14 protein-coding genes are annotated in these 20,401 nt (G+C 71.9%); 5 read left to right on the top strand and 9 right to left on the bottom strand.

The window, feature by feature from the left end:
* Position 1 precedes the first annotated feature (1 nt).
* Complete coding sequence (locus tag N4G63_RS23645; RefSeq protein ID WP_260790077.1) at positions 2-592, top strand: RNA polymerase sigma factor; 591 nt, start codon at positions 2-4, stop codon at positions 590-592.
* 60 nt (positions 593-652) lie between these two features.
* Here the strand turns inward: N4G63_RS23645 and N4G63_RS23640 are convergent, their stop codons facing one another.
* The 6 genes from N4G63_RS23640 to N4G63_RS23615 all read right to left on the bottom strand — a co-directional run bounded on the left by N4G63_RS23640 (position 653) and on the right by N4G63_RS23615 (position 12,600).
* Positions 653-6,235, bottom strand: a complete 5,583-nt coding sequence (locus tag N4G63_RS23640) for a YDG domain-containing protein (protein ID WP_314600392.1) — start codon at positions 6,233-6,235, stop codon at positions 653-655.
* Between the two features lie 43 nt (positions 6,236-6,278).
* On the bottom strand, positions 6,279-8,024 hold the full coding sequence (locus N4G63_RS23635; RefSeq protein WP_314600391.1) for a ShlB/FhaC/HecB family hemolysin secretion/activation protein: 1,746 nt from the start codon (positions 8,022-8,024) through the stop codon (positions 6,279-6,281).
* An 84-nt stretch (positions 8,025-8,108) separates the two neighbouring features.
* Positions 8,109-9,350, bottom strand: a complete 1,242-nt coding sequence (locus tag N4G63_RS23630; RefSeq protein WP_314600390.1) for a S8 family serine peptidase — start codon at positions 9,348-9,350, stop codon at positions 8,109-8,111.
* Positions 9,351-9,726: 376 nt separating this feature from the next.
* Positions 9,727-10,500 carry a hypothetical protein gene (locus N4G63_RS23625; protein WP_260790073.1) on the bottom strand — a complete coding sequence of 258 codons (774 nt, stop codon included), beginning with the start codon at positions 10,498-10,500 and terminating at the stop codon, positions 9,727-9,729.
* A 129-nt stretch (positions 10,501-10,629) separates the two neighbouring features.
* The gene (locus tag N4G63_RS23620; protein ID WP_260790072.1) at positions 10,630-11,709 is read right to left on the bottom strand and encodes an alpha/beta fold hydrolase; all 1,080 of its coding nucleotides are present in this window, start codon (positions 11,707-11,709) and stop codon (positions 10,630-10,632) included.
* Positions 11,710-11,976: 267 nt separating this feature from the next.
* Positions 11,977-12,600, bottom strand: a complete 624-nt coding sequence (locus N4G63_RS23615) for a hypothetical protein (RefSeq protein WP_260790071.1) — start codon at positions 12,598-12,600, stop codon at positions 11,977-11,979.
* Positions 12,601-13,025: 425 nt separating this feature from the next.
* Between N4G63_RS23615 and N4G63_RS23610 the strand changes: the two genes are divergently transcribed.
* The 4 genes from N4G63_RS23610 to N4G63_RS23595 all read left to right on the top strand — a co-directional run bounded on the left by N4G63_RS23610 (position 13,026) and on the right by N4G63_RS23595 (position 16,866).
* On the top strand, positions 13,026-14,795 hold the full coding sequence (locus N4G63_RS23610; RefSeq protein ID WP_260790070.1) for a secretin GspD/PilQ domain-containing protein: 1,770 nt from the start codon (positions 13,026-13,028) through the stop codon (positions 14,793-14,795).
* Between the two features lie 197 nt (positions 14,796-14,992).
* Positions 14,993-15,514: a hypothetical protein gene (locus N4G63_RS23605; RefSeq protein WP_260790069.1), complete on the top strand. Its 522-nt coding sequence runs from the start codon at positions 14,993-14,995 to the stop codon at positions 15,512-15,514.
* Positions 15,515-15,602: 88 nt separating this feature from the next.
* Entirely contained in the window at positions 15,603-16,247 is a 645-nt protein-coding gene (locus N4G63_RS23600; protein WP_260790068.1) for a PEP-CTERM sorting domain-containing protein, read from the top strand.
* A gap of 223 nt (positions 16,248-16,470) precedes the next feature.
* Positions 16,471-16,866 carry a VOC family protein gene (locus tag N4G63_RS23595; RefSeq protein WP_260790067.1) on the top strand — a complete coding sequence of 132 codons (396 nt, stop codon included), beginning with the start codon at positions 16,471-16,473 and terminating at the stop codon, positions 16,864-16,866.
* Between the two features lie 53 nt (positions 16,867-16,919).
* Here the strand turns inward: N4G63_RS23595 and N4G63_RS23590 are convergent, their stop codons facing one another.
* From N4G63_RS23590 to eutC, 3 genes are all read right to left on the bottom strand, one after another.
* On the bottom strand, positions 16,920-17,411 hold the full coding sequence (locus N4G63_RS23590; RefSeq protein WP_260790066.1) for a hypothetical protein: 492 nt from the start codon (positions 17,409-17,411) through the stop codon (positions 16,920-16,922).
* Positions 17,412-17,508: 97 nt separating this feature from the next.
* The gene (locus tag N4G63_RS23585) at positions 17,509-19,176 is read right to left on the bottom strand and encodes a TRAFs-binding domain-containing protein (RefSeq protein ID WP_260790065.1); all 1,668 of its coding nucleotides are present in this window, start codon (positions 19,174-19,176) and stop codon (positions 17,509-17,511) included.
* A gap of 265 nt (positions 19,177-19,441) precedes the next feature.
* The gene (gene eutC, locus N4G63_RS23580; protein ID WP_260790220.1) at positions 19,442-20,362 is read right to left on the bottom strand and encodes an ethanolamine ammonia-lyase subunit EutC; all 921 of its coding nucleotides are present in this window, start codon (positions 20,360-20,362) and stop codon (positions 19,442-19,444) included.
* Positions 20,363-20,401: the final 39 nt, after the last annotated feature.

The following is a 20,401-nucleotide window of genomic DNA, read 5'->3' as shown; positions in this document are numbered from 1 at the left end:
CATGAACAGCGTCGGCGCCGTGGTGCCGCCGCATGAGCAGCATCTGCGTGACCTGCTGGCCCGCATCCGCGGCGGCGACAAGCAGGCGATGAAGCAGTTGTACGAACAGGTCGCGCCCGGCCTGCTGCAGTTCATCCGCGCCCGCACCGACGACGCCGCGGAAGCCGCCGACGTGGTGCAGGACGCCTTCATGGCGGTCTGGCGCACGGCAGACCGCTACGAAGGGCGCTCGTCGGTGAAGACCTGGATCTTCGCCATCGCACGCTTCAACCACATCGACCGCCTGCGCAAACGCGGCCGCGAGGAGCCGCTGGACGAAGACTTCGAGGCCCCCGACATCGCGCCACAGCCACAGGCCCTGGCCGAGGCCGCCAGCGATGCCCACCAGGTGCGCGTGTGCATCGACAAGCTGCCGCGTGCACAGGCGCGGGCCGTGCGCCTGGCCTTCTACGACGAGCTGAGTTACGGCGAGATCGCCGCGGTCGAAGACATCCCCGAAGGCACGGTGAAGACCCGCATCTTCCACGCCAAGAAGATCCTGGCGCAGTGCCTCACCCGGCGGCTGCACGCCGACAGCCAGCGCCCTGCGTAGAGAGTAGAGGGTAGAGGGCGCCCCGCCCGGCCGGCAGGGCGCCCGGGGCCGCTCAGCCGCTCAGCCGCGCAGCAGCGTGATGAGGGCCAGCTGGCCGCCCACCCGGATCTCCAGCGTGATGCCGCCCGTGTCCAGGTGCAGGCCGGGCTCAACGACCAGCTCGGCGGTCTGCGCGTCGACCGTGCAGCAGTCGCTGCCCTGCGGCACCCGCAGGCGGGCCGCCTGGCCGCTGCCGAGGATGGCCTCGCGCAGGCTGGCCGGCAGTTGCAGGCGCAGGCCCAGGCGCTGTTCGTCGGCCGTCAGCAAGCGCGTCAAACGCTGCGCCACCGGCACGCTGCCGGGCGCGCGCGCCATCGCGATGCGGTCGGCCTCGAGGACCTGTGGCGCGCCGGCGATCAATCCCTCCGCGTCAGCCGGCACTTGCAAGGCCTCGCCACCGCCCAGTGGCGCCGGCCCCGTGCTGAACGGCGACCGCGGCCGCAACAGGCTGCTCAGCGTGACCGGCAGCGCGGCGATGTCGGCCTGGGCCGCGGCGATGGTGGCCTGGGCGAGGGCGCTGTCGTCGGCCAGCTGGTAGTTGCCGGCGTCGGCGCCGCCCAGGCGGATGCCGGAGATCTGCACCCGCTTGGCTGCACCCGGCCGGGCATCGTCGAAGCGGCCTTGTGCCTCGGCCACCCGCAAGTCGTCACCGGACAGGATGCCGATGAACGCTGCCTGGCCGGTGCGCAGCACCGCGGTCGCCGTGCCGTCTTCAAGCTTGTCGGCGGCCACGATGCCGGTCACCCGGCTCAGCGTGGCGGGCGTGATGTCGGCTGCAGCCTGACCGGTGGTGGTGGCCAGCAGGTAGTTGCCGGCATCGGCGCCGCCCAGGCGCAGGCCGCTGACCCGCACGGCCTTGCCGGTGCCGACGTTCTTGTCCGCGAACACGCCGCTGCCGCCTGCCAGGGCCAGCACGTCGCCGGCAACAGCGCCGCGCAGCACCGCCTGCGAGAGGTCGAGCGTGGCCGCGGTTGTGGCGTCATACACCTTGGTCTGGGCGCTGAGGCCCCCGATGCTGATGCTGGCCGGTGTGATGCTGGCGGTGACGGCCAGGCCTGAAGGCAGCAGGTAGTTGCCGGCGTCTGCGCCGCCCACACTGAGCGCCACGTTGACCGTCTTGTCGGTGCCCACGTTCTTGTCGGCAAAGCTGCCGCTGGCCGTGCTCACGTTGACCACGTCGCCGGCCAGAACGCCGCTGAAGGCCGCAGCGCTGGTGTTCAGCGTGACCGCCGTGGTGGCGTCATAGACCTTGCCTGCCGCGGCGATGCCCGACACGGTGCCCAGCGCGCGCGGCGTGATGCTGGCGGTAAGGCTGGCGCTGCTGTCGGCCAGCACATAGTTGCCGGCATCAGCGCCGCCCAGGCTCAGCAGCACGCTGACGGCCTTGCCGCTGCCGACGTTCTTGTCGGCAAAGCTGGCGCTGGCGCTGGCCACGCCGACGGCGTCACCGGCGACAACGCCTTCAAGCACCGCGCCGCTGGTGTTCAGCGTGGCCGCGGTCGTTGCGTCATACACCTTGTCGGCCACCGCCAGGCCGGTGATCGCGGCCAGCGTGCGCGGCGTGATGGTGGCGCCGAAGTTGGCGCTGCTGTCGGCCAGCACATAGTTGCCGGCATCGGCGCCGCCCAGGCCGAGCCCGCTGACCGCCACGGCCTTGCCTGTGCCCGCGTTCTTGTCGGCAAAGCGGGCGCTGCCGCCGGTGACGCTGAGCACGTCGCCGGCCACGAGGCCGCTGAACACGGCGTCTGCCGTGCCCAGCGTGGCGATGGTGCTGCCGTCGTAGACCTTGTCGGCGCTCAGGCCACCAATCGACGCGATGGTGGCCGGCGTGACCGTCAGCGTGGTGCTGCGGCTGGCGTCGATGGTGTAGCCCAGCGCCTCGCCGGCGCTGCCAACGGACTGCGTGTGCGTGCCCACCACCGGGTGGCCCGCGTTCGACAGCGCGCCGCCCACCGCCACGCTCAGGCCGTTCGGATAGATCTGCGCCAGCAGGTCGCCGTTCGTCGCGCCGGTCAGCGAGACCACGTCGACGCTGTTGACGCTGTTGTCGCCATAGGTCTGGGTTCGGTCGGGGATGAAACCGGTCAGCGTGGGCGATTCGCGGTACACCGCGAACAGGCCCTCGCCCAGCGCCGCCGTGAAGGCCGTGCTGCTTTCGTCGCTGCCGTAGCGGAAGCGGCCGCTGCCGCTGCCCACAAGAGCCGTCAGCCCGCTGCTGTTGGCCACCGAACCGGTGTAGAGCGTGGCGCGGCCGCCGGTTCCGGTGAGCAGGCGGCTGCCGTTGAGGATCTGGATGTTGCCGCCGCCGCCGTCACCGGCCTCGCTGACCTGACCCGCATTCAGCGTGATGGCGTCGGCCGCGCTGCTGCGGGTGCTCAGGGTGTTCGCCAGCAGCAGGTCGCCGTCCATCGCCGCCACGCTGATGACGCCGCCGCGTTCGCCGGTGCTTTGCAGCGTCAGCTCTCCGGCATTGACGTAGCGAATGGCCCCTTCGCCACCGGCGATGGACAGTCTGTCCGCGCTGTTCTGTTCATGCGTCAGCGTGAAGTCGCCGTTGCCGGAGAGGGTGAGTCGCTCCACGGTCAGCGGGCCGATCTGCGTGGCGGCGGTGCTGGCATGGAGGGCCAGGTCGTTGGTCAATTCGACGCGGCCCAGTTCCACGGTGCCGGCCGTGATCGACAGGAAGCTCGCGCGTCCCGAGGCCAGAACCGCAGGTGCCTCGAGCACGGTGGTGCCCATACCGTCGAGCGTGGCGGTGAGCGTGCCGTCGCTTTGTGCCAGGGCGTTGTCGGCGCCACCGCTCATGTGCAGGTCCAGATTGCCGGTGGCCCGGACGATGATCTGGCCGCCGCTTTGCAGGCGCACCGGGCCATCGAAGCGGTTCTCGTTGCGGCCGATGTCGATGCGGGCGGCGCCGGCGTCGGTGCCGATGATCACGGTGCTGCCGCTCACGGACAAGGCACTGTCGCTGGCCTGGAACACGCTGGCGGAGTCGCTCACCTGCAACAGCAGACTGGCTGCAGGCGCGGCCGCGCTGCCGATGTTTTGCAAGCGGAGGTCGGTGCTGTTGCGCACGAACACGGCGCCGCTGCCCAGCGAGCCGAAGTGGCCCTGGATGCGGTTGTCGCCATGGTCGAGCGTCACCTCGGCACTGCCGGCGTCGATGGTGACATCCTGCGCAACGATCGCTTGCGTCTGCCGGACCGGCTTGTTGTCCGTCGTCAGGCTCAGGTCGCCACCCAGCGCCATGCCGCCCAGCACGGTATCGACCGTGTTGTGCAGCTGGACGCTGCCGGCGCCGGTGCCGGTGGCGCTGATCGCGCCGCTCAGGCGGTTGCCGGCGTCCAGCAGGGTCAGCGAGCCGTTCTTCAGGTTGAACGCGCTGTTGCCGCCCACCAGAAGCGCGCCGGTTTGCGTCACGTCCAGGCCGGCCGAGACGGCCTGCGCAGCCACCGTCAAGTCGCCGCCAACCTGCAGCCCGTGCAGCTGCACCTGGCCCTGGGCCAAGAGGCTCAGGTTGCCCGTGTTGCTGCCCTGCAGATGCGGAGCGCTGACGATCAACAAGGCCGAGCCGGTGTTGGACAGCGTGGCGTTCGTGGGCGAGAACGGCGCGTTCAAGCGCAGGTCGCCGATGTCGGTCAAGCTGATGTTCACGGCGTCCTGGTGCAGATTCAGATCCACCGCGCCGGCGCCGCTGATGCGGATCGGCCCTTCCAGGCTGCTCTCGCTGTTGTCTGGCGTGCTGACCTGCCCGCCATGCATGTTCAGCGTGCTGCTGCCCAGCACCCGGGCGATCGAGTTGACGACAAAGGCGTTGGCATTCACGTTGAGCGAGCCGCCCACGTCCAGCGCATTCAGGTTCACATCGGCGGCCACGATGTTCAGGTGGCCGGTGCCGGTGTTGATCAAGCTGCCGTCTTGCGAGCGCAGGTTGCCCGTGCCGCTGACGTCGCTGGTCTTGCCCGCGAACAGGTTCAGGTTCAGGCCGCGGTTCGAGAGCGCGGCGCCGCTGCTCGCTGCGGCGATGGTGGCGTTGTGGGCCAACACGATGTCGCCGTGCGCCTGCAGCGTCAGCGTGGCCGTCTGCCCGGCCTGCAGCGGGGCGATGATGTCGCTGGCAATCGTGATGCTGCCGGTGCCGGCGTTGGCGCCTGCCGTGGTGGTGAGCACCTCGACATGGCTGCCATCGGTCAGCGCGGCGGCCAGCGCCGCCGCATTGAGCACCGAGCCGGTGCCGATGGCGTTGAAGCTGCCGTCCAGTTCAGAAACCTGCGTGCTGGCGCCGTTGGAGATGAGCAGGTCGTTCGGATCGAGCAGCCAGGTGCCGCCCTGGCCAGCCGCCGCGCCCGCATCCACGCGGCCGGTGTTGACCTGCAGCAGCCGCTTGCCCGAGGTCTCGACAAAGCCGCCCTTGCCGCCCAGCGCGCCGCCGCGTGCGGCGATGTGCCCGTCAAAGACCGTGCGCTCATCGGCCCAGACGATGACCTTGCCGCCATCGCCCTGCACGGTGGCGCTGGCGTCCAGCGTGGCGCCCTCGGCCACCGTGGTGCGCCTGGCGTTGTGCAGCGGGCCCTGCCCCTGGGCGTTGCCGCCGATGTGGATCTCGCCGCCGCCGGTGGCCCCGGTGGCCTCGGTGCGCGAGCCGGCGCCCAGCTGCACCTGGTCGGCCTCGAGCACGATGCGGCCGCCGCGGGCCGTCAGGCTGCTGGCCGCGGCCTGGCCGTCCTGGCGGATGACGCCGCCCGCCAGGGCCTCGGCGGCGCGTGCCGACATCAGGATCTGCCCGTCCGGGGCCAGCACGGCCTGGCGGTTCTCGACCAGCGCCGCCAGCTCGGAGGGGCTCACGCGCAGCGCGGCCAGCGTGCCGTTGGTGAACTGCAGCTCGATCACCTCGCCGGCGGCCAGGGCCACCGTGCCGGCCCGCGCGGTGATGACGCCGGCATTGCGCACCTCGGGCGCCAGCAGCGCGATGTAGCCGCCGTCGGCCGCCGTCAGCCGGCCCTCGTTGACCACGCTGGCGGTGCTGCCGTTGCGCGAGAAGTTCAGGCGGCCGGCCATGAAGTCGTCCAGCGCGATGGCGTGGGTGCCGGCCACCAGCGCACCCACGTTGGCGCTGGCCGTGGGTGAGAAGTAGACGCCGGCCGGATTGAGCAGGAACACCTGGCCGTTGGCCGACAGCTGGCCGAAGATCTGGCTGGGCTGCGCGCCGGTCACGCGGTTCAGCGCCACGCTGTGCACGTCGGGTTGGCGGAAGACCACGCTGGCGCCGCTGCCGATGTGGAAGCTCTGCCAGTCGATCGCGGCGCGGGCGCTGCCCTGCGTGATCTGCAGCGTGCTGCCCTGCTGCTGCCAGCTGGCCTGGCCGGCCACCAGGGTGGCGCCGCTGGGCAGTGCATCAGGCTGCGGCGCCGCGTGGGCCGCCGCCAGGGCCGCCCCGAGCAGCGTCATGGCGAAGAGCTGCGGCCGGCTCGCGCTGGCGCTTCGGCGGCGTGCCGCGCCGCCGCGGCCGTGGCCGCGGGCGCGCTCGTGCACCGCCACCCAGCAGCGCCGCACGGCGCTCCAGACAAGGCGGAAGGATCGGTTGATGCTGGCGTGGTCGTGCATGGTGTGGTGTCCGATGAGGTCGTGGTGGGTGTCAGGCCTGCGCTCAGAGCTGGAACGGCAGCGTGGCCTGCAGCCACAGGCGGTTGGCGCGGCGCGAGCCGTCGAGGTCGCGGCCTTGCGCATCGGCCAGGGGGTTGTGGCCGATGCGCCGCGCCCAGATCAGGGCCAGATCCAGGCCGGCGGGCGCGGCATAGCCCAGGGACAGGCCGAGCCCCTTGAGCGTGACGCCGTTGACCGCCGCGGCACCGGCAAAGCCGTTGTCGACGTGGATGCGCACCTGGCCCCAATCCACAAAGCCGGCCCAGCGCCAGGCGCCCAGGCGCTGGCGCAGCTCCAGGCTCAGCAGCTGGCCCTGGCTGCCCCCGGCCTCGCCACTGGGATAGGCGCGCACACCCTGCATGCCGCCCAGGTAGAACTTTTCCGAGCTGTCGAGGTTGCGGCTGGACCACTGCCCGCGCAGCGCGGCCCGTGCCGACCAGCCCGCCGCCAGGCCTTGCTCGCGCGCCGCCGCCAGGCGCAGCAGCGTGAATCGGCCTTCGGTGCCGGGGCCTGCCGCATCGGCCTCGCGGTGGGGCGAGCCACCCAGCTTCAGCCGCCCGGCAACCAGGTCGACCGACCCGGTGTTGACACCGCCCAGCGCGTCGTGGCGGTTGCCGGCCAGCGTGAGTGCCAGCGTCTGCGTGCTGTAGTCGGACACCGTGGCGCCGTTGGCCTCGTTCTCGAAACGCTTGTGCTCGGCACTGCCGCTGACCAGCAGGTTGGCATCCCGGCTGCGCAGCAGCGGGTAGTGGAGGTCTGCGCCCAGCACCGACGAGCTGCCGCGCGCCTGCAGCGCCTGGAACTCGTCGGCCACCAGCCGGTAGCGCAGCGCCGAGACATGGGCGCCCATGCGCAGGCCATGCGGCCCCAACGGCAGCCCGGCACTGGCGCCCAGAATGCTGCTGCCCCGGCTCTGGCTCCACTGGGCCGTGAGCAGATCACCGCGCCCGAACAGGCCCGGCAGCGACAGCGCGGCCTGCGCTTGCGCCTCGCCCGTGGCACGGCTGCCCGCATTGGCCAGGCCGGCCTGGCCGGTCAGCCGCGGCGCGTCCTGCAGGCGCAGGGCCACACGGGTCTGGCCGGCCACATCGCCCGGCGTCAGGCTGGCGCTGGCGCGCACGCCGGGCAGATCGGCCACCAGCAGCAGCGCGCGGTCCAGCGCCACCAGGTCGATCGCCTCGCCAAGGGTCTGGCCGGCCTCGACCATGGCCTGGGGCAGGGCGGCGTTCAGGCGCTCGCCACGCTGCTCGACCCGCGTGCCGCCGTAGCGTGCCTCGACGATCACCACCTTCACCACGCCGGCGGTGACGTCCTGCGCGGGCAGGTAGGCGCGCGCCAGGCGGCCGGCATCGCGGTACTGGCGCATCAGCGCGGCCATCGCGTCCTGCAGATCCTGGTAGCGCAGCTCACGGCCCAGGTAGCTGTTGAGCACCGCCTGCAGCGTGGCCTCGTCGATCAGCTGCTGCCCCCGCAGCTCGAAGCGCTGGACCCTGACGCGGGCATCCCCCGGCAGGCCCAGGGCGGCAGGCGCCGGCACCACGGTCTTCGAATCAGCGCGCTCGGGCAGTGCGGGCGTCGGGGCGCCCTGGCTTTGCCGCAGCAGCTGCCCGGCGTCCTGCGCCTGCGCGGCGCCCATGCCCGACAGCAGCAGGCCGATGGCAGCCGACAGCCGGGCGGTCGCGCCACGGGGCCGGCGGCCGCGGTGTCGGGCGCCGATGGGCGGGGTGGGGTGTGCAGATCGATGGTTCATGGGGTTCTGGCCTTCAGTGAGCGAATGCGCGCGCGCAGGCTTGCGCTGCGGCGCCCGGCGTCGCGGTTTCAAATGAGCAGGGGGTCAGCCCGGCGCGCGGGCCGCGGGGGTGGGCGCGGGGGTGGCCGGCTGGCGGGGCGCCGGCCGGCAGGGTTCGGCCATGTGGATCAGGCCGGCGCCAAACACCGGGTCGGGCCCGGCCAGGCCCAGGTCGCGCACCGACAGATCCAGCAGGGCCCTGGCGTCGTCCACGGTTCGGGCGCGGCGAATGCCGGGGTCGGCGGCCAGCCGCGCCGTGACGAACGGTGCGGCCACCGAGGTGCCGGAGACATAGATCGACCGCGCCCCCTGGTCGATCAGCACCTCCACGCCGGGTGCGGCGTAGTCGATGTGGGTGCCGCGCACGGCGTTGGCATACACCTGGCCGGCGGCATCCACCGCGGTGACGGCCAGCACGCCCGCAAACGCGGCCGGGTAGCGCGGCGGGCTGTCGGCCCCGTCATTGCCGGCCGATGCGACCACGACCATGCCCTGCGCCACGGCGCCCTGCAGGGCCTGGTCGAGCAGCTTGTTGTAGGGGCCGGCGAGCGAGACGTTGACCAGGCGCACGGCCGATGCCGCCAGCCAGTTCAGGGCACTGACCATGGCATCGGCACTGGCCACGGCCGGCCGGTCGGCATGGTCGGCCACCACCGCGGCATGGAACATGCGCACACCGCCCAGGCGCCCCGGCCCGGCGATGAGCTGCGCCAGCATGCGCGCATGGCCGGTCTGCGCCTGGCGGCCGCCGGTGAAATCCTTGACCACCAGATCGGCCCCCGCCAGCCCGCTGCCCGACGGGCCCAGGGCGGCGTCGATCACGCCGACGGCCAGCTCGGCCTGGCAACCCTGCGCCGGCCAGCCGATCATGGCGTTGGCATAGCTGCGGCCCCTGGGCGTCACGGCGATGGGCGCGGGCGTGAACGCATGGTTGACGCCGGCGGTGACGCCGGGCACCAGCTGCTCCAGCTCGCGGATGGCCGCGGCGCCGCCCATGCCGGGCGGCATCTGCAGCACCAGCAGGTGCAGGCTCAGGGCCTGCAGCGTTTCGCGCCGTTGCAGCCGGTAGGACCTGGGCAGCGCCTGCGCGAGCAGCCGGTCCGCATCGGCGGCCGACAAGGCCAGCACCACGATCTGCCGCGCATCAACCACCTCGTTGGCGTCGGCCTGGATCTGCGCTGCGGGCGGCAGCTGCAGCCGCAAGGGCTGCGCCGGCCCGATGGCCGGTGTCAGCGTGGCCAGCAGCCAGGCGGCCAGGCGCCACAGTCGCCGCTCGGTTGTCGACATGGGATAGGTCCGGTTGAATGGCGGCCCGGTGGCCGCCGTTGGGGTGATCAGCGCTTTGCAGCCGCCTGGCTGCGGGCGGCACACAGTGGGTCGGCCGGGCTCGGCGGCGGGTTCAAAGTGCTTGTCGATGGGTGCTTGTCGATGGGTGCTTGTCGATGGGTGCTTGTTGATGGGTGCTTGCCGGGGCATGGGCATGCGGCTTGGGCGCACGGCCGATCCGGGCTCAGCCTGGCGCGTGGACGCCCCGCTTGCGCGCCAGGCAGCCACCGTGGCCACCGTGGCCACTGTGGCCACTGTGGCCACTGTGGCCACTGTGCCTGCGTGGTGGCCAGCTGTCGCGGGGCCGTGGTCCCGCTGCCTGGCCGCACGCAGGCGATCAAGATCGGCCAGCCGCCGCGGCGCGCGAAGGCCTTTGCAGGCCGCCTTGGTGCGCCACCGCCCAGGTGGCGATCACCGCCAGGAGCCCGAACCAGATCCACGTGGCGCTGCGCTGCGCCGCAAACAGCTCCAGGTGCAGCAGCGACACGAGCAGCAAGCCCGCGCTCAGCGCCAGCCACGCCTGCATGGCGGGTGCGCGCGCATAGCGGCGGCGCTCCCGGGCGGCGGCGCACGCCGCAATGCCAAAGCCCAGCAGCGGCGGCCCGTAGGCGCTGGCTTGGGTCGGGTTCATGCGCCAGGGCCACTGGCTCGCGGCCAGGTCGGGCAGCAGCAGCAGCGTGGCACCCAGCGCGCCCGCGCCCAGGCCCAGGGCGGCCCAGCCCAGGGCCAGGCGTTCGGCCGGTGCCAGCACAGCCTCGTCGCTGGCCAGCAGCCAGACCGCGCCGGCAGCGGCCAGCGCCAGGCAGACCAACCAGGCCCGGCCGGCGCCGCTTGGCGGGCCCATCAGTGCCGCGGCAACGGCCGCCGCCCCCCAGGTGCTGAGCAGCAGCAGCGGCAAGCGCGCGGCGGCCTCGTCCAGAAGCCGCAGCGCCGACCACAGGCCACTGGCCAGGGCCAGGTGCAGCACGCCAACACAGCGCGCATGCAGCGCCGGCAACTCGCCGGTGGGCAGCCAGGTGCTCGCAGCCGGCCACAGCAGCAGCGTACCGCCCCAGCTGGCAGCGATGGCGGTGGCGAAGCGGCAGAACTGCAGGTGTGTGGCTGACGGCATGCGGCCAGTGTGTCGCGCGGGCCGTTTCGCCGCAGCGGTCTGCGGCCCCAGTCGCGGCCCCGGCCGGCCCGGCTTGGGCGGATGGCTGGGGCCTGTGCCCCAGTGCCCCGGTGCCCCGGTGCTGCAGGCTCAGCGCCCGGCCTGGCCCAGCCCGTTCTCGCGCGCCAGCACGATGGCGCGTGCGCGTGAGTCCACTTCCAGCCGGTCGAACAGCTGGGTGATGTGGTTGCGCACCGTCTTTTCCGACAAGCCCAACACGGCAGCAATCTGCGCGTTGTCGCGGCCCTGTGCCATCAGGTCCAGCAAGCCCAGCAGGCGCGAGGTGAGGGCGCCGATGCGGGGATCGGTGCCCGACGCCTTGGCCGCGGGCAGGAAGGCCTGGATGGCCGCCAGCGCCCGCCGCCAGCCCGGCTCGTGGTCCAGCAGCAGGTGGTTGTCGCTGTCGATGGAGACGAACTGGGCGTTGGGGATGCCACCGGCAATCAGGCGACCCTCGTCGAAGGGCACGCGCGCGTCGCGCTGGCTGTGCAAGACCAGCGTGGGGCAGCGCACCCGGGGCAGCAGGGCGGTGACATCGATGGTGTTGAACGCCTGCATGAAGCGCGCGGCATTGCCTGGCGAGGTGGAGATGCGCTCCAGCTCGTTGAACCAGGCGTGCTGCTGCGGCGACCCGCCCGGGATGAACTGGGTGGTGAAGAACTGCCGGAAGGACGGGTCGGTCTTGCCCCAGCCGATCTCGGCCAGGCGGCACATCATCTCGGCCTCTTCCACCTGCTCGGGCCGGGCGGCGCGCACCAGGCGGCCGCGTGCATAGCCGCCATGCAGCACCAGGTGGCTGACCCGCTCGGGGTGCCGGGCCGCATAGGCAATGGCCACCGGTGCGCCCTGCGAGATGCCGAGGATGGCAAAGCGCTCGAGACCGGCGGCGTCGACCAGCGACTCGAAGTCGCGCAGCCAGCTCTCGAAGCTGAGGTCGGCCACGTTCCAGTCCGACAGGCCGCAGCCGCGCTCGTCATAGCGCAGCAGGCGATAGCGCGCCGACAGCTCCTCGAGCCAGTGCCGCCAGACCGGGCTTTCCCAGTCGTACTCCAGGTGCGACAGCCAGGTTGCCGTCTTGACCAGGGTGTGTCCGTGCCCGCTGCTGGCGTAGGCCAGGCGCACGCCTTCCTGGCTGCGCGCAAAGCGGATGGATTGGGTCAGGCTGCTCATGCGACGCGCGGGCCGGCGATGGCACACCGGCACGCTGGCCGATCCCGCCTGGCGACGCCCCCGTGGCATGGCCGCGGCGGCGGCGGCCGGGACGGCGCAGCGCCCTCGTTCCCCCTGGACATGGTGGTGGTTCCTGCATCGGTAGGGCTGCTGAATGTCCGCGCAGGGGGTGCGCACAGCGATGCGGCCCTGCTCTGACGCTCGCTGCATTCTTCGGTTCGGCCGGGTTTTGCTGTAGCCCCAAATTTGGGGCCACGCGGCCGCGCATCAGGGCGGCACGGCGCGGCCGGCGGCCGGCTCGTCGGCCTGGATGCTCTCGACCACCGCCGTTTCGGCACGCAGCCGCGCCACACCGGCCTGCAGCGCAGCGGCATCGGCAAAGGCCAGCCGGTACAGGCCCAGCGCGCTGGGCCCGCCCACCACACGGGCACCCGCGGCGAGCAGGGCCGCGCGCCTCTGCAGCTCAGTGGCCTGGGGCTTGAAGGCCACCTGCGCGACAAAGGCCTGCGCCGCGGGCGCGCCGGCCATGCCGTAACCGGCATCGCCCGGCCACGGCCTCTCGGCCGCGAACTGCCACACCGCCACGGCCAGCAGCGCCGCCGCCGCGGCCTGCCAGCGCGTGAGCGGTGTGGGCCAGCGCCCGGCGCGCGGCAGCGTCGCGCGGTCGGCGTCAATGGCCCGCGACAGGCGCGCCCAGCCAAACGCCACAGACTGCTGGCGTGCCGGGTCGTCGGCCCGGGCCCGCACCAGCGCCTCGGCCAGCGCCAGTTCGGCGTGCAGCGGCGGGTCGTCGCGCGCCTGGGCCGCGAGATCGGCGCTGTCTTGGGCCGAGAGCCGGCCCAGGGCATGGGCCTGGATGCGTGTTTCGATCTGCGCGTCGTCACGGGACATGGTGCTGCTGCCGGTGGGGTGAAGGACAAAAAGCCAGGCCCGGCGCGCCGCCCACCGGCGCGCCATGGCCGCCAAGGCCGCCAAGGCGTGGCCATCCGGGGTGCGGCCATCCGAGGCGTGGCCGTCCGAGGCTTGGTCGGCCACGGGCCTGCGCTGGTTCAAAACCTTTCACCCCGACACGCACCAGCGCGTGCACATGGCCCGCTCGGCCTGGCTTGCGGCACAGGCCCGATCTTGGCGGCACGGGCTGCGGCCGGCACTGGGGCGGCGGCCCCAGCGCGCCGCCCGGCGCAGCCGGCCTCGGCCGCCCGTGCCGGGGCCCAGGCCCCACGACAGCCGGCCCCCCGGCGGCCAACACTGCGGCCAACGCGGTGGGCCAGATGACCAGCGCTGCCCGCCACCGCCTCGTGCCTGAAGGAACGCTCTTGAAACGCCTTGCCCTGTCTGCCGTCGCACTGGCCGCCATCTGCGGCCTCAGCGGCTGCGCATCGATCCACCCTGCCGCCAGCCCCTTGGCGCCGCAGGCCGCGGCGGGCACGCCGCTGATGCAGCGCCTGCAGGCCGGCGCACAACTGCTCGGCCAGGGTGAGGCCAGGGCCGCGCGCGAGGTGTTTGCCGACGCCGCCGCGCAAGACGTCACCGACCCCAGGCGGCAGACCCTGCTGGGCCTGGCCTACCACGCCGAAGCCGGCGGTGGCCCCGACGGCGTGCGCATGGCGCGTGTGGGCTACGAGGCGGCGTTGCGTGCCGCGCCGCACGACTTCTGGGCCGGTGCCTTGGCCGGCCGCGCCGCCTTTGATCTGGGCGACTACCAGGGCGCCAGCAACCACTTCGGCAGGCTGGTGCTGCACCACCCGCACCGCGCCGAAGCCTTGGCCGCGCTGGCGGTGGCGGCCTACCACGCGGGCGACCCGGGCCTGGCACTGCTGGCCGCCCAGCGGGCCGAAGTGCTGGTGCGCGACGCACCGGCCGACAGCGCCGGCCCGCCCCCGTCACCGGGCTTGAATGCAACGCCGGGCGCCAGCCTGCCCCCCGCGGCGCTGACCCTGGCCACGGCGCTGCGGGTGAGCGCGCTGGCGCATGCCGCACTGGGCGAGCAGGCAGCAGCCGAAGGCACGCTGCAACGCCTGGCCGTTGCCGACAGCAAGGGCGCCGAGGCCGTGCGCGGCCGCACCAGGCAGTTGCTGCGCACGGCCCCCATCGACGATGCGAAGTCACCGGCCGCCGACAGCCGGGAGGACGACGAAGACGCGCCCCGCGCGCGATCTTCCGCCGGCGAGAACCGCCAGGTCACGGTGGACGTGGCCATTCTGCTGGCCCAATACAAGCGCAGCGACCGCGTCGGCCTGAACCTGCTCGACGGGCTGCGACTGCAGTACAGCGCCACGCGCACCAGCAACGGCACGCGCAGCGACAGCGGCAGCAGCGACTTCGTGCGCACCATCACGCGCGCCATCTCGCTGCCCGACCTGAGCTACAACCTCAACCTCTTCAATCGCCAGGGCGACTACTACGAGGTCGCGGCGCGACCCACGCTGTCGGCGCTGCTCAACGAGCCTTCGGAGTTTTTTGTCGGACGCTCCTTATCGGTGGAAGTGAGCGGCATCAATTCGGGCGAGCTGAAGGACATCGATGTGGGCGTGCGGCTGAAGGCCCTGCCGCTGGAGATCGACGAGTCGGGCGCCAAGATCCAGATCACTGCCGAGCGCTCCTTTCTGCAGGACGCCAGCGCCGGCACCTTCAAGCAGTCGATCTCCACCTTCCGCCAGTCGGTCTCGGCCACGGCGCGTGTGGAGTTCGGGCAGACGCTGCTGCTGTCGGGCCTGTCGGAGACGGTGTCCAACACCACCAGCTCATCGACGCCGCTGCTCGGCGACGCCCCGGTGCTGGGCCTGGCCTTCAACCAGCGCAGCACCGATCAGCGCCGCGACGCCGTGCTGATCCTGGTGACGCCCTCGCGCACCACCAGCTTCCAGAGCGCCAGCTGGGTGCGCAGCGACAAGCTGCAGCAGCTCATCGCGCTGTGGGAGAAGGTGGTCGACCCCGCCACCAATGCCGGCAGCGTGGTGCAGCGCCTGTCGCAGATGCGGCTGTTCTCGCGCATGCAGGCCGGCGATGTGGGCCTGGCCTGGCCTGCGCCGCAGCAGCAGCCGCAGCAGTTTGCCGGCGCCATCCTGGGCGCCGAGCAGCCGTGAGCCGCGCCCAGTGCCGCGCCCAGTGCTGTGCCGTGTTCAGCGCCCTGTTCAGCGCCGCGATCCCGACAGCGAAGTTTTCGACGGCTCGTTTGAACCGGCACCCCGGCTCAAACGACCAAACCAGTGAAGCCAGCAGGAAAGCTGCTTCAACCCACCTCGCCACCCACCGGGCCTGACCCGAAACCAAGGAAACCACCATGAACCGCCTCACCCAACACCGCCTGGCCGCCGTGGCCGCCACGGTCTTGCTGGCCTCTGCCGGCAGCGCCTCGGCTGCCTCGGCTGCCGACAACGCCTGCAAGAGTTTCATCGCCGACCACCGCACCCAGATCGAGAAGGCGCTGATCGACCACTTTGGCGGCCCCGACCGCCAGATCGAGCTCGGCCGCAACAATGGCGACTACCCCTTCCTGCAACTGCGCGGCCAGCCCGGCACCATCGTCGAGATCACCAACTGCTCGGTGCGCTACTCGGTGCTGGCGAAGAAGTTCGCCCCCGCCGTGGAGAACACCGGCGGCAACCCGCCGCGGGACGCGCATGCGCAGAACGGCCGCGTCATCTGGCGCATCAACTTCGACCCTGCCCAGGTCGAGAAGATGTGCATCAAGGCCCATCACATGACCGAGGCGAACTGGAAGAACGACGGCCGCATGACGGAAAAGATCTTCGTCCGGGCCAACGGCGATCGCAAGGCCTTTGACGGCTGCCTGCTGGGCTGATGGCCGCCGGTGCTGCGGCCGGCCCTGGGGCCTGCGCCGCGGCGCACTGCCATTGCGTTCGTCAACCCGTGTTCTTCAAGGAGTTCCCATGTCCCGCCACCACCCCCTCGCGCTGGCCCTGCTGCTGGCCCCGCTGGCCGCATCGGCCACCGACACCACGTTCAGCACCAACCCCTTCGCCGGCTCGAGCGCCAACGCCAACGACGGCATCCGCACCATCGTCAGCAGCCAGCAGCTCAGCCTGCCGGCCTTCGATGTCAACAGCGACCGCTTCGTCTTCGACCCCAGCGCCTTCGCGCTGGGCGGCGGCGGGCTCAGCTTTGCCAGCGGCCTGTCGAGCAGCCTGCCCGGCAGCGGCGCCAACCTCATCGTCGTGCACGACACCAGCGCCAGCTTCAATGCCGGCCAGGCCGCCAACGCGATTGCCAATGCCGTGAGCACCGATGGCGCGGGCTTCTTCGTTTATCACAACGCACTGCTGGGCCTGAACCGCCTCGTCTACTCGACCAACCTGAACCTGAACACGGCCGACCTGGCGGTGCTGGCGCGCATCGAGTCGCCGTTTGGCGCCCAGGCGCTGCAGGGCCTGGGCAGCTTCACGGCCGGCAACTTCGCACTCACCTCGGCGGTGCCCGAGCCGGCCAGCCTGGGCCTGCTGCTGATGGGCCTGGGGGTGGTGCTGGCACGCCGGCAGCGCGGTTCGGCGGCGGCGCCAGGCCCCGCGGAGGCCTGACGTGACGCGGCCGGTCCGGGGGCACTGCCAGACCGTGGCCATCTGCAGCACCAGGCCGACACGCGCATCCGTGGCGACCGCCCGCATCGGCCGATAGGCGGCCGGCGCCGCTGGAGCGGCGGGCGGCGCGACGCGGGCCTACACTCGATCAAGGCGGGCTTGGCCCATGGGCCGGGTGCGCCGCCTGGTTCGCCTGTGCCGTCAACCCACACCATCCACCGCCATGTTTTCCCACATCTTCGTCGGCGCCAGTGACTTTGAGCGGGCTTTGTCCTTCTACCGCCCACTGATGGACGCGCTGGGCGTGCAGGCCCGTTTTTGCGACGACACCAAGCCCTGGGCGGGCTGGCAGTCGGCCCCCGATCCCCGGCCGCTGTTTTTGATCGGCCGGCCCTTCGACGGCCAGGCCCATGCGCCCGGCAATGGCCAGATGGTGGCCTTTGCGGCCGGCGACCGGGCCACGGTGAACCGGGCCCACGCGGCGGCGCTGGCCCATGGCGGCCGCTGCGAAGGTGCGCCGGGCCTGCGGCCCCACTACCACGCGCACTACTACGGCGCCTACTTTCGCGACCCCGACGGCAACAAGCTGTGCGTGGCCTGCCACCACGCGCCAGACTGAAGCCCGCGACAACGTTCAGGCCATCAGGCCATCAGGCCGTCCGCCGGCCCGGGTCAGCCAAAGCGCCGAAAGCCGTTCTCGACCCAGGCCTCGGCACTGGCGCTGGTGAAACGAAAGTCGGCATTGACGCGCACCTGGGCCAGGCGCTCGCTGCCGGCGTCGGTGGCGGTCAGCAGGGCGTGCGGGTCGTCGTCGTCGGGCACGATGTCCAGCGTGACGGTGATGCGCCCGCCGGGCGTCAAGACCGCCAGGCTCTTGTGCAGGCGGGCATGCAGTTGCTGCTCGTGCCGGCGCAGCACCTCGGAGGCGGTCTTCACCAGGGTGTGAAAGGCGCTGGTGTCCAGCGGCTTGGGGTTCTTCTTGTCGCGGCCCATGGTCCAGGGGCCGGTCAGGGCGGGTTCGGCGTCGCCGTGGCGCGTCATCTCGACGGCCCAGCCCTCGTCGTCGTTGTTCTTGATCACCCGCGCCGTCCAGCCATCGTCGCGCCACAGGCGCGGCTCGCAGATGGGCGCGTTGTCATCGTCGGGGTTCAGTTCGCTGTGCATGCCCCGGATCGTAGCGGGGCTTCGATGGCGAACCGCGGCCAGGGCAGGGCGCGGCTCAGAAGTACTCGCTCGAACGTACCCGCTCAGAAGTACCCGCTCAGAAGTACTCGATGCGGCAGCTCACCTCCACCGACTTGACCTGACGGCCTTCAATGATGTCGGCATCGATGACGATCGGCCGCCGGCCGCCGGGCCGGGCGCCGGCCGTTGCGTCGGCTGGCTGGCCAGGCATGACCGGGCCGGGAGCGCCCGGTGCCTGCGGCGCGGCGGGGCCTGCCGCAGGGCTTGCCGCCGGTGGCGCCGAGCCCAGTTCTTCGGGCCGCACCTGCTGCCTGAAGCGGTCCATCGCCGCCTGCAGCTTGGCGCGCTGGTCCTGGTAGGCAGCCTTGCCAAAGGCGCTGGCCACCCGCTCGATCTGCGGCGCCAGTCGCAACTCGTCGGCATTGCGGCCCAGGCCATGAAAGGCCTCGGCCAGGCTCAGCAGCACCCACTCCTGGTCGCCGCGGCGGGCAAAGGCCGCCTCGTCGGCCATCAGCTCCTCGCAGATCTCGACCACCAGCCGGCGGATCATGTTGGCGTGGCCGTGGTTGACGATGGCCTCGAAGCGGTCTTCGGCCAGATTGGCGCGCAGCGTGTACATGTAGGCCACGTTGATGCCGTTGTAGTAGTCGCGCTTGACGTAGAAGCCGCGCTCGTAGAAGCGGATGGCGCGGTCGAGGTAGGCGCGGTCGGCGCTCAGCTCGAACAGGCGCTTGTTGATGGCGCCCGACAGGCCCAGTGTCTCGGGGCAGTTCGAGATCTTGGGCTCGCAGTGCCGGGCCAGGATCTCCTCGGCTGCCAGCAGCGCCTCGGTGGCCTGCGCCGGGTCGAGCCGGCCATCGGCGCCCTTGCGCTCGCCGTGCTTGTAGGTCACCAGGGCCAGACGCTGGGCCAGAAACAGGTCGGCCTTGCGGCCCGGCTCGCCACCGGTCTGGCGCTCGATGGCCAGCCTGAACAGGCGGATCGCCTCGCCGAAGTCCTTGGTCTTCTTGGCCGCCTCGGCCGCGTCGATGATGCTGGCCAGCGTGTCGCCGCTGGGCGCATCGGGCGGGTGCCGGTCGGCCGGCGCAATGTAGGCCGGTGGCTCGATGTAGCTTGGCGCCTGGTAGGCCGGCGGCAGCATGCCCTGCAGGTGCTTGTAGACCGGGCTGTCGGACTCGGCCATCAGCTGCGGCGCGTCGTGCTGGCGCCGCTGCTCGATGGCACCCAGCTTGCGCAGCACGGCGGCCAGGTGGGCCACAAACCGCTGCTGCTCGGACTCGCTGATCGACTCGCCGCCGTGCTCGTACTTGTGCACCACGAACGAGCCCAGGTCGAACGGTATGCGCTGCACCAGCACCGACTCGGCGATGATGATGGTGGTGTTGGGCCGCTGCGCATGGCGCACGCCCAGCTCGTAGAAGACATTGGCGTTCAGCGTCGACAGGTCGGCGATGACGATGTCCGCGTGGTAGATCCAGCGGTACATGATCGAGTCGATGCTGCCGGTGAGATTGGCATCGATGGCCCGGAAGCCGTTCACCTGGGCCAGGTCGCAGGCTGGCCGCACCAGCAGCTCGAAGGTCTTGTCCAGGTTCAGCACGCGCCCGGTGGCGTAGTCGGTCTTGTTGCCGAAGCCGGTGACGACAAAACAGGTCAGCTGCCGCGCTGACGGCGCCCGCCCGGACGGGCCTGGCTTGGACGTGCGTGCCGTGGGCGTGCCGCGCTTGCCGGTCTGGGTGGCCATGCAGGATCTCCTGGTCATCGCCCTGTGATCGGGCCGTGGCGGCACGCTAACAAACGCACTGGGTCTTGGATACACCTAGTGACAGCCGATGCCGGTGCGGGCTCGGCTCGTCTTATTGTTTACATAATAGATGTCGTCACGGCTGCAAACAGCAGCGCAGCGCGGCAGCAGGTGCGCCACGCGGGCGCCATGCGGGCGCCATGCGGGCGCCATGCTGCGCGCTCGAGCGGATGCCCGATGCCCCATGCCCGTTACCCGAAACGACTCACGCGTTGCCGTTCTGGCCTGGCATGGCCCCAGCGCCATCAACGCCCGCAACCGCGTCGGCGCCTGACACTGCAGCACCCGCAGCACCCGCATCACCAGCCGGCCCACCTGCCGCCACGTCGGGCGCCAGCAGCGGGGTGCCGCTGTCGTCCTTCAGCGCGATGCCGGTGACGCGGCGGCGCAGTGCCTCGTGCACCAGCCAGGCGATGCGCTGCGCGGCGGGCCCGATGGCCAGGCCCTCGGGCCGGATGTTGCTGACGCAGTTGCGCTGCGCGTCGGTGCAGCCGATGGCCGGGGCGTGGGTCAGGTAGGCGCCCAGGCTGTCGGGTGAGCTCAGCCCCGGTCGCTCACCCAGCAGCATCAGCACCAGGCGGGCGTTCAGCAGGGCGCCCACTTCGTCGGCCAGCGCCACCCGTGCCTGCTCGGCAATGGCCAGCGGCGCCAGCACCGGCGCCGGCCGGCCGGGCATGACCCCCAGGGCCTCGCGCAACGCCGCCAGCAAGGGCGCCGCGTGGCTTTGCAGGGCCAGAGCCGACGGCCCGTCACCCAGCACGATGGCCAGATCGGGCGCGGGCGGCAGCGCCGCCGGGTCGCCAGCCCGGGCCGGCGCCGGCTGCAGCAGCGCGGCACTGTCTGGCTGCAGCCGGCGGCCCCAGTCGGGCCGTCGCAGGTAGCTGGCGCGGTCGGGGGCGCGGCTGCGCAGCGTGGGCAGCAGCGGCCAGCCATCGGCACTCAATTGGCGGCGCAGTGCGGCGGTGTCGAGCGGCACCTGCACCGCGTCGCGCGCCAGCGCATGTGCGGCGGCAAAGCCCAGCCATTCGCGTGTGGGCAGGCTGGCGCCGCTACGGCCCAGGGCAATGCGGGCCGGCGTGTGCGCACGCAGGGCCAACCAGGGATCGGCCGGCACCGCCGCCGCCATGGTGGAACCCGCGCCGGCCGGCACCACCGGCACCACCGG

This window comes from Aquabacterium sp. OR-4, assembly GCF_025290835.2.
GTDB lineage: Bacteria > Pseudomonadota > Gammaproteobacteria > Burkholderiales > Burkholderiaceae_C > Pseudaquabacterium.
Note: the sequence above shows the minus strand (reverse complement) of the source record. Positions and strands in the feature narration are given on the sequence as shown.